Source organism: Syntrophales bacterium (assembly GCA_023229765.1).
In the GTDB taxonomy this organism is placed as follows: domain Bacteria; phylum Desulfobacterota; class Syntrophia; order Syntrophales; family UBA5619; genus DYTH01.
This window is the reverse complement of record JALNYO010000002.1, coordinates 181,298-189,196: the sequence shown is the minus strand read 5'-3', so window position 1 is coordinate 189,196 and position 7,899 is coordinate 181,298. Positions and strand designations below refer to the sequence as shown.

Below are 7,899 nucleotides of genomic sequence, written 5' to 3'. Positions count from 1 at the left end.
TTGCAAAACTCCCCATTCTTGTCATTCCCGCAACGATTCTGAGCGGGAATCTGGTTCTAACTGCTTGAAAAACCATATTCCCGATAGAGACATTCGGGAATGACAAATGGTTTTGCAATTGCCTCATCATTATAGCTTTTTCGCCGCGTTTTCAATCGCCTTGCGGATTGACTTCATTTTCGCCGCCGGCATCTTGACGCTGACCCCCATAAACAGGGTGCGGCCGAGCAGCTCCTCGGCATGGGGAATCTGTTTGCGGCTGTATGTCGTCTTCTTGTTGCGCGGATCGGAAAACGGCTGCTTTTTTGAATTCGCCGTGCTCTTCGCCAGAAAATGCTCCCAGTTCGGGACGTAATGCCAGAAATTGTCCTTCCACAGCACCGTATCCAGACCTTCCGCTTTCAGCGCCGCCTGAAATGCCCGCGTCTGCTTCTCTTCGGGGAGGTTGAAACCCAGAAAGGTCGCCGAATCGCCCTCGGGATCCGGAAGCAGCCGGAAGCCCATCCCGGGCACCGCGGCGAGAACATCCTTGATCATCGCCTTGTTTTTCCGCTGCGCGACCAGTACCCGGTCCAGTTTCCGGAGCTGGGCCAGGCCGAGGGCGCCCTGCAGCTCGTTCATCCGGTAGTTGAAGCCGAGAATCGTCCGCCCGTCCAGCGCCCGGCTGACCGGCGAGAGATGATCATGGCCGTGGTCGTGATACCATTCGGCGCGATGGTAAAGATCAACATCATTGGTGATGACCATTCCCCCCTCGCCGGTCGTGATCGTTTTGTAATGGTCGAAGCTAAACGATCCCATGTTCCCGAATGTCCCCAGTTTTTTCCCCTTGAAACTTGCCCCCAGGGCCTGGGCTGTATCCTCCAGTACGAGCAGTTTGTGTTTTTTGGCGACCTTCACGATCCGGTCAATCCGGGCCGGGGCGCCGCACATGTGGACCGGGATCACCGCCTTCGTCCGCGGCGTGATTTTATTCGGGATATCGTCGGGATCGAGGTTCAGCGTCTCGTCAATATCGCCCATCACCGGGATGGCGCCAACCTCGAGCACCGCCTCGTAGGTCGCCATGAATGTGAACGCCGGACAGATCACCTCGTCCCCCGGTCCCACATCGAGGGCGGTAAGGGCAATCTTCAGTGCCGCCGACCCGGAAGTCACCCCCAGTGCGTACTTTACGCCGCTGTATTTCGCGAAGGCCTGCTCAAAATCCCGCACCTTCCAGAAATCGTTGCGTTCATTGTCGAAGCCATAACGGGCAAAAACGCCCGTGCCGAGAACATCCATCACCTCTTTTATCTCTTCCTTGCCAATCAGTTCCGCTCCTGCCATTTTGCGTCTCCTCCAGTCTCAATTAAGCGCCATCAATTACGTTTTTCAACATATTAAGCGGCGCGTCAGCTCATCTTTATTCGTGACACTCCTGATAGATTCCGATCATGTCCTCTTCTGTCATCCGGCAGGGGTTGTTAGCAAGGGGCCGGGCAACCGTCAGGGCCGCCTGGGCAAGCAGCGGGAAATCCTCTTCAGGAACATTGAGATCCTGAAGCGTGGTCGTTACGCCACAGTCCTCAATCAAGGCCTCGACCGCCTCAACGCACAGATAGGCCGCCTCCCGCAGCGGCAGTTCATCAACTATTTCCCCCATCACCTCGGCGACATCAACGAATTTCTCCAGCGCCCCGGGAAGGTTGAAGGCCAGCACCTTCGGCAGAATGATCGTATTGGCAAGGCCGTGGGATACGCCATAACGCCCGCCCAGAGGATAAGACAGCGAATGAACCGCCGTCACGCCGGCATTTGCAAGACCGTAGCCGGCGTAGAGGCTTCCCAGCAGCATCGCCTCGCGCGCTTCGATATTCGATCCGTCATGCACGGCCGTCCGGATGTTGTCGGAGATCAGGCGAATCGCCTCGAGCGAAAACATCTCGCTTATCGGCGAGGCGTTGATCGAGGTGTATGATTCGATCGCATGGCACAAGGCGTCGATCCCGGTCGTCGCCGTCGCCTGCGCAGGCAGGCTGAGCGTCAATTCCGGATCGAGCAGCGCCAGTTCCGGATAGAGATAAGGGCTGTTCATCCCCTCTTTTTTGTTAAGCTTCTTGCGGATGAAAACCGCCGTAAACGTAACCTCACTCCCGGTTCCAGCGGTCGTCGGGACCATGATCTTCGGAAGCCCCGGCCCGGGAACCTTGTTCAGCCCCAGGTAATCAACCGCCTTTCCCTTGTTCGCCGCGATAACGGAGATTGCCTTCGCCAGATCCATCGCGCTGCCGCCGCCAATGCCGATTACCCCGTCGCATTTTTTGCGCAGCGCCAGCTTCGCCCCGTCGTCGGCCAGCTCAAGCGGCGGCTCCGGCAAGGCCTTGTCATAAAGGACAAACTCCATCCCCGCCTTTTTCAGCAATTCATCTATTTTTTCCCCAAACCCGATCGCCGCGAGACTGCCGTCGAGCACGACCAGCGGCCTTGTTATCTTCAACTCAGCGAGATTCACCGGCAAACCGGCGAAACTGCCCCTTCCAAATACAATTCTCTGCGCCCCTGTAAACGAAAATGTCTTCATCGTCCTAATTTTTCCTCCCTTATATTCATGGGGCAATCCGCCCATTCCCAACGGCTGTCTCCAACCCTCGCCAACCTTGAAAAACTGCCGAGGCTTGATAAACGCAACCCATCCGGCCCGAAAATCCGCTGTCATTTTTTCCCGCGCACCCGAGGCAGCTTCACTGATAAACTGTTTTTTCCAGTAATATTAATGAGTAATTATTGTCAAGATTTTTTCGCAAATAGCAATATAAGTTGAAAAGCAAATTCGTACCCGTTTTGCTTTTGATTTTATTTACGGACAAGCTCTAATACTGAACCCCGCCCGACCCGCTGCCGCTCCCTTTCAGAACCATGCCGAAATCCGTAAAGAACTGGTCGTTGGCGGCATTGGAATCATAGAATGCATGGACCCCGATTTCGTCGGGCCTTCGCGTGTCGAAGTTAGCCGAGGTCAGGCTTCCGTCTATGAGCTTGTTGCTCTCCGCCCAGACTGCCGTGCCGTCTGCGACCGTCGCGTCGCGGGTCGTAGGCCAGCTCGGCGCCGAGCTCCCGCTCGTCCCGGCCGTGACGCAGACATAGGAGTGGCCGTTCTGCGAGTCGGGGACGACCACGCTGCCTGCTGCGTAGGCGGAGGAGCCCATCCAAGCGGGGATTCCGGCGTATTGGGACCAGAGAATCTCGTTGAAACCGGTCAATGTCCAACTGACCGTACCTCGCGGGTAACTGTTTTCCCCGGCCAAATATGCATAAATATGATTCTGCCGCACCCCGTCAGGACCGGAGAACTGTTCGTCCACCTTGACAATGAGGGAAGACCAGGGCAGCAGGTTCCCCCCGGATATGACGCCGTCCCCTGTCGTTAGCAGGCGGTAGTCGAGGACAGTATAGGTTCCGGCGATCTTTTTCCAGAAGACGGCGTAGAGATTTCCGTTATTGATGCCCCTGGCGAGGAAATCGGCAAAGGCGGCGCTCTTGATCCAGGCCGGCTTCTTGTTCGCCGCGTCCGTTCCGTAGGAGCGGAAATAGGACACGCCGTAGGAGTCGTCGGTTGTGTTGTCGAGGCGGAAGGAGAGTCCCGCCAGATAATGTCTTCCCTTGCTACCCTCCTGATCGATATTAATCTTCACCTGGATCGTGTAACTCAACAATTGCCCGTTGCTGTTCCAGACGGCAACAAGATCCGGGGCCGCCGAGGAACCCTGCCAATTGAGGCTGACAGTGCTCACATCCCCTTTGAGTTGCAGCGCCGGTCCGTCCGAGGGCCCGGTGGACACGATCGAGGCATCGGTGCCTGGCGCGACATTCCAGGTCGTATCGAGGGTCGTGTCGGTGTTGGTGTCGAACCCGACCGGCACCGGGACGTCCTGGCCGGGAAGGACCGCCGCCGCCTTTATTATGTTCTTGGTGACCTTGTTGCGGGCGGTGAACCAGCCCGAGGAAACGATGCCCGTCGATTCGATGATCAGGTGGGTGGGATCTGCCGGCTGGTCATAGGTTTTCACGGCGAACTGATCCCCGTTGCTCAGGGTGAAGGTTGTCGGCGCCGCGAAAGGTCCGTTGGCAACCGGGTTGGCGATGAAACGCTTGAAGGCGTAGTTAGCCCCCGCCTCCCCGAGGTAGTAGGCCCGGGCCTGGCGGTTCGCAAACAGTTCTCCGTACGAGGAGGTGGTCGTGAAGTAGAGCATCCCCGAGCCGAGGACGGTGATAACGACCATCGTCACGATGAGGCTGATGAGCAAGGCCCCTGCTTGATTGGCCATCCCGGTTTTTCCCTTCATAGGCTCTTTCCTACAGATTTCGCGGCGTAACTCGTTCCCTGAACTCGGAAACCACACCGCTGGCCCCCGTCAGGCCGATCGTGATCTCGATGATCCGCCGCGTCGCGGCCCAGGTCGACTGTTTGGCGCTGTTGTGGCTATCGTAATAGCCGATGTCGAGGCCGCTCACCTGGTCGGCGACAATATCGCCGTCGAAGGTGATCGTATTCCCCGAGAGCGCAACGGTGTGGGATGCCAAAACGCCGTTCTTATAGGCATCAAAGGTTATGGACGTGGCGCCGGCGGCAGTCACGGCGCTGATGTTGTTGCACTCCTTGAACAGTCTGGCCATGGCAATCTGCCCTTTCTGTACCGTGGCCGCATTCATTTTCGTAAAGATAAACCCCTCCACCACGGAAACGATGCCCATGCCCGCCACCACGGCGATGACCCCGACTATGATCAGCACAACGATCACTTCCAGCAGGGTGAATCCCTTTTCTTTTTCGGCCCTCTTTTTCATGTTCGCGCCCTTATTGCACAAAGATCGCCGTCAGCGTTTCGTTGTTGCCGTTTTTGATCGTGACCTTGAGGATGTCCTGTGGATCTCCGGAAGCCCACGCATCCTCGCTCTGCCCGGTGAACTTGATGAAACGGTTGTGCACGACGTCATACTGCCCGTAGGCGTTGTTCTGGCTTGCGCCTTCCGTCCCGATCGCGTTTTTAAGTCCGGCGACATCCCCGGCGAAATTTTTCCGGAAATCGGCCATGATGTTTTCCATCGTCTGCTGCAGCGCCAGTGAGGTCTGCAACCTGCCCACAGGGAGGGAACTTCCCGTCATGGACGTCCCCAATACCGAATACATCATCGCCCCGACAACCGCGACGATAAGAATCGTGACGATCACCTCGATCAATGTGAATCCCCGCAACGCGGCTTTCCCCGATACCCTCATGGTATGAATCCCGTGTTTTTCGTGATGGTGAAACTCCGCGATTCCCCTCCGCCGGTCAAGGTAACGGTGATATCGGCGGCCCCGGGGCTACCCCATTCATCAAAGGCCACCGTCGTCCCCGTCACCGAATAACCTTCCGGCAGCGTATGAGTCGGAGAGGATTCGTTCGGCAGATTGCCGGACGCGGTAACTCCGCTCTTCTGCATGGTGTAGGAACCAGACGCAAAGGACATGCCCCAGGTGACATCATCGCTGAAAGCCCTGTACTGGACATAGCGGAGGTGCATCTTCAGGATGTCCACTTCCGACGCCAGGGTGTAACTCGAAGTGGAGCCTATCCTGGACAAAGCAACGGCAGCGATGATGCCGGCAATCAAAAGGACGGCAATTACCTCGATCATCGTGAAGCCGCGCAGATGTGGGGCACATGACCCTTTCATCCCGTTCATATGGGTTTTCCCCTTTTTTTTATAAGGTATTGCTTTTGACGGTCGAAAGTATAGGGGTGTCTGTTTTTGCTTGTCAAGGGATATTTATATCCAGGACTCCCAGTTGCGCGGCGATTTTCTGAACATACTCCGGATCAGTGGAAGGGGCCTTAATTTGGGCAATTTTCAGAAAGGTGGCAGCTTCCCTGCTCTTTCCGACGGCCGCGGCGGATACCCCCAGTTGGTAGATTTCCTTATAATCCGCATTCGGGCCAAATGGGTTGACATACTTTGAAAGCAGCCGGTAGGCTTTCTTGTATTCCTTTAGCTTGGCATAGGCTATATGCAGATTCCAATACACGTTTTCCGCCCTGGACGTTTGCCCCAACTCCATAGCCTTTTCATAGAGGCGTACAGCCTCTTCATAGCGTTCCATACCGAAGAGCGCGTCGGCCCTTAATGCGTAGCCGTGAGATAAATCGGGATAGCGCCCGACAATTACATCAGCATAAGACAAGGCCTGATCATATTGCCGACGGACGACGGCAATACTGCCAAGGATGTGATTCGCGCCGTAATTGACAGGGTCTTCAGCTCGCATTCTCCAGGCTTCTGCAAACATGTCCGCCAGCACCTTTGCGCTGAGCTCCTCATATTTGATCTCCCGAAAACGGAAAGGATCGATGGCTTTCAACTCGTACTTATCGACAAGAGCGCCGTAATGAGTCTTATTGATATAAAGCAGTTCCGCATGATCGAAGAAGACAGGCGCGAAGCGCGAGTCGTTCGCGACAACCTTATCGAAATTGCTCCTGCTCAGGGAAACGGAAATGAAAGAAGGATCGTATTTTTGGATGAATGCCTTAAAGACACCGGCATCGGAGAAGGCGTTGCTAGCAAAGGCAAAATCCGTGTCACTGAAAATGGTCAACTGCATATCCATGAATATCTTGAACTTAGGTCCCAGCGCCCAGGGCAGGTATCCTCCCGTATTCGGTTCGTTGAGAATCCGTCCGCCGGCGACGTGCTGATTCAGGAACCGGACGACCCCGGCGGGAAGATTTGCCTCTGAAAAAGGGTAAGCCGGCCGCCGGCCCATCATCCCGTGGAAGACCAGAAGCGGAATGAGAAGCGCCACGACCAGAAAGGCGATATCGAAAACCCGGCGCGGAAGCCAATCCTTCTTTGCAACCATTAATATGCCGCTATAGAGCAGCGGGATGGACAAGAGCGTGAATTCATAAGTAAAACGCCCGTGCCTTGCCAATAGTAAACCGGCGCCGATAAAAAGGACGGCATGGCTGATCCGCAACGTTTTTTTCCACAGACCGACAAGCGCAAAAACAGCCGTCAGAATTACAATGATATTCTGCAATGAAGAGAGCAGCCCCAAAATCGTGACGGGGGCAAAGACAAAAAAACGCTGAAAAGGGATGGGAAGAAGCTCCGCCACATACAGATGCTGGTAGGCGGCATTCTGAAAAGAAACGCTAAAGGGGGTCTGGACAAGTCCGCTTATGCCGGGGGTGATAAAAATTGTGTAAAATATGGAGATCAGCAGCCATTTTTCTTTTTTCCCCACGGGCTCTCCAGTCTCTGTTTTTCTGAACCGCCGCCAGTAGATTTCTGCAAGGTAGGCAAAGGCAATCAGAAACATCACCGGATATTCGATCCCGTGGATATTAGCCCACAAAATGCCGAGCAGGGGCAAAACCCATATTTTGTCTCTGCTTTTTTCGAGGATATAGAGAAAAACAACAATGAACAGGTAGGAAAAAAGGTGCGGTCGCACGATCAATTCCCGTGGGAGGATCACGAGCGTACAGGCTATAAACAAAAAAAGACCGAGCAGCAGTTCCGTCCGCGTCCGGTTCTCGCGCCGGCCTATAAAGAAAAAACAGACGAAAAGCGCCGTCAGAAAATAGAGAAGGCAGCGCAGGACAATCAGGCCGTAATACCCCGTACCTTGAAATATCTTGTAAATGATGGCCTGAAACAACCAGTAGTAATTGTACCAGGACTTGGCCGGCGCAATGTACGAAAAAAAGGCGTCGTTGACGCTTGCCCCGTTCTGCCAGAAATACCTCCCGCCTGCGAGGTGATACCACAAATCGGTGTCGGTCATCATAATTGGCCAGGCGATGAAATATCCGACTGAAACCAAAAAAAACAGGAGGATTAGCGATAAGGGATAATATCTGTGATTGGTCA

At 54.9% G+C, this 7,899-nt stretch carries 7 protein-coding genes; all 7 read right to left on the bottom strand.

Annotated elements, in window-relative coordinates; all coding sequences use genetic code 11:
• Positions 1–129: 129 nt before the first annotated feature.
• The 7 genes from M0P74_02720 to M0P74_02690 all read right to left on the bottom strand — a co-directional run bounded on the left by M0P74_02720 (position 130) and on the right by M0P74_02690 (position 7,816).
• Positions 130–1,329, bottom strand: a complete 1,200-nt coding sequence (locus tag M0P74_02720; GenBank protein MCK9362502.1) for a DegT/DnrJ/EryC1/StrS family aminotransferase — start codon at positions 1,327–1,329, stop codon at positions 130–132.
• Positions 1,330–1,405: 76 nt separating this feature from the next.
• Positions 1,406–2,563 (bottom strand): iron-containing alcohol dehydrogenase, encoded by a 1,158-nt coding sequence (locus M0P74_02715; protein ID MCK9362501.1) that lies wholly within the window; start codon positions 2,561–2,563, stop codon positions 1,406–1,408.
• Positions 2,564–2,852: 289 nt separating this feature from the next.
• Positions 2,853–4,325: a hypothetical protein gene (locus M0P74_02710; GenBank protein ID MCK9362500.1), complete on the bottom strand. Its 1,473-nt coding sequence runs from the start codon at positions 4,323–4,325 to the stop codon at positions 2,853–2,855.
• A gap of 10 nt (positions 4,326–4,335) precedes the next feature.
• Positions 4,336–4,827 (bottom strand): prepilin-type N-terminal cleavage/methylation domain-containing protein, encoded by a 492-nt coding sequence (locus M0P74_02705; protein MCK9362499.1) that lies wholly within the window; start codon positions 4,825–4,827, stop codon positions 4,336–4,338.
• 10 nt (positions 4,828–4,837) lie between these two features.
• The gene (locus tag M0P74_02700; protein MCK9362498.1) at positions 4,838–5,260 is read right to left on the bottom strand and encodes a prepilin-type N-terminal cleavage/methylation domain-containing protein; all 423 of its coding nucleotides are present in this window, start codon (positions 5,258–5,260) and stop codon (positions 4,838–4,840) included.
• Positions 5,257–5,709: a type II secretion system GspH family protein gene (locus tag M0P74_02695; protein ID MCK9362497.1), complete on the bottom strand. Its 453-nt coding sequence runs from the start codon at positions 5,707–5,709 to the stop codon at positions 5,257–5,259. The genes M0P74_02700 and M0P74_02695 overlap by 4 nt, the downstream gene beginning before the upstream one ends.
• Before the next feature lie 73 nt (positions 5,710–5,782).
• A complete protein-coding gene (locus M0P74_02690; protein MCK9362496.1) occupies positions 5,783–7,816 on the bottom strand; it encodes a hypothetical protein in 2,034 nt (677 codons plus the stop codon).
• Between the last annotated feature and the right edge of the window lie 83 nt (positions 7,817–7,899).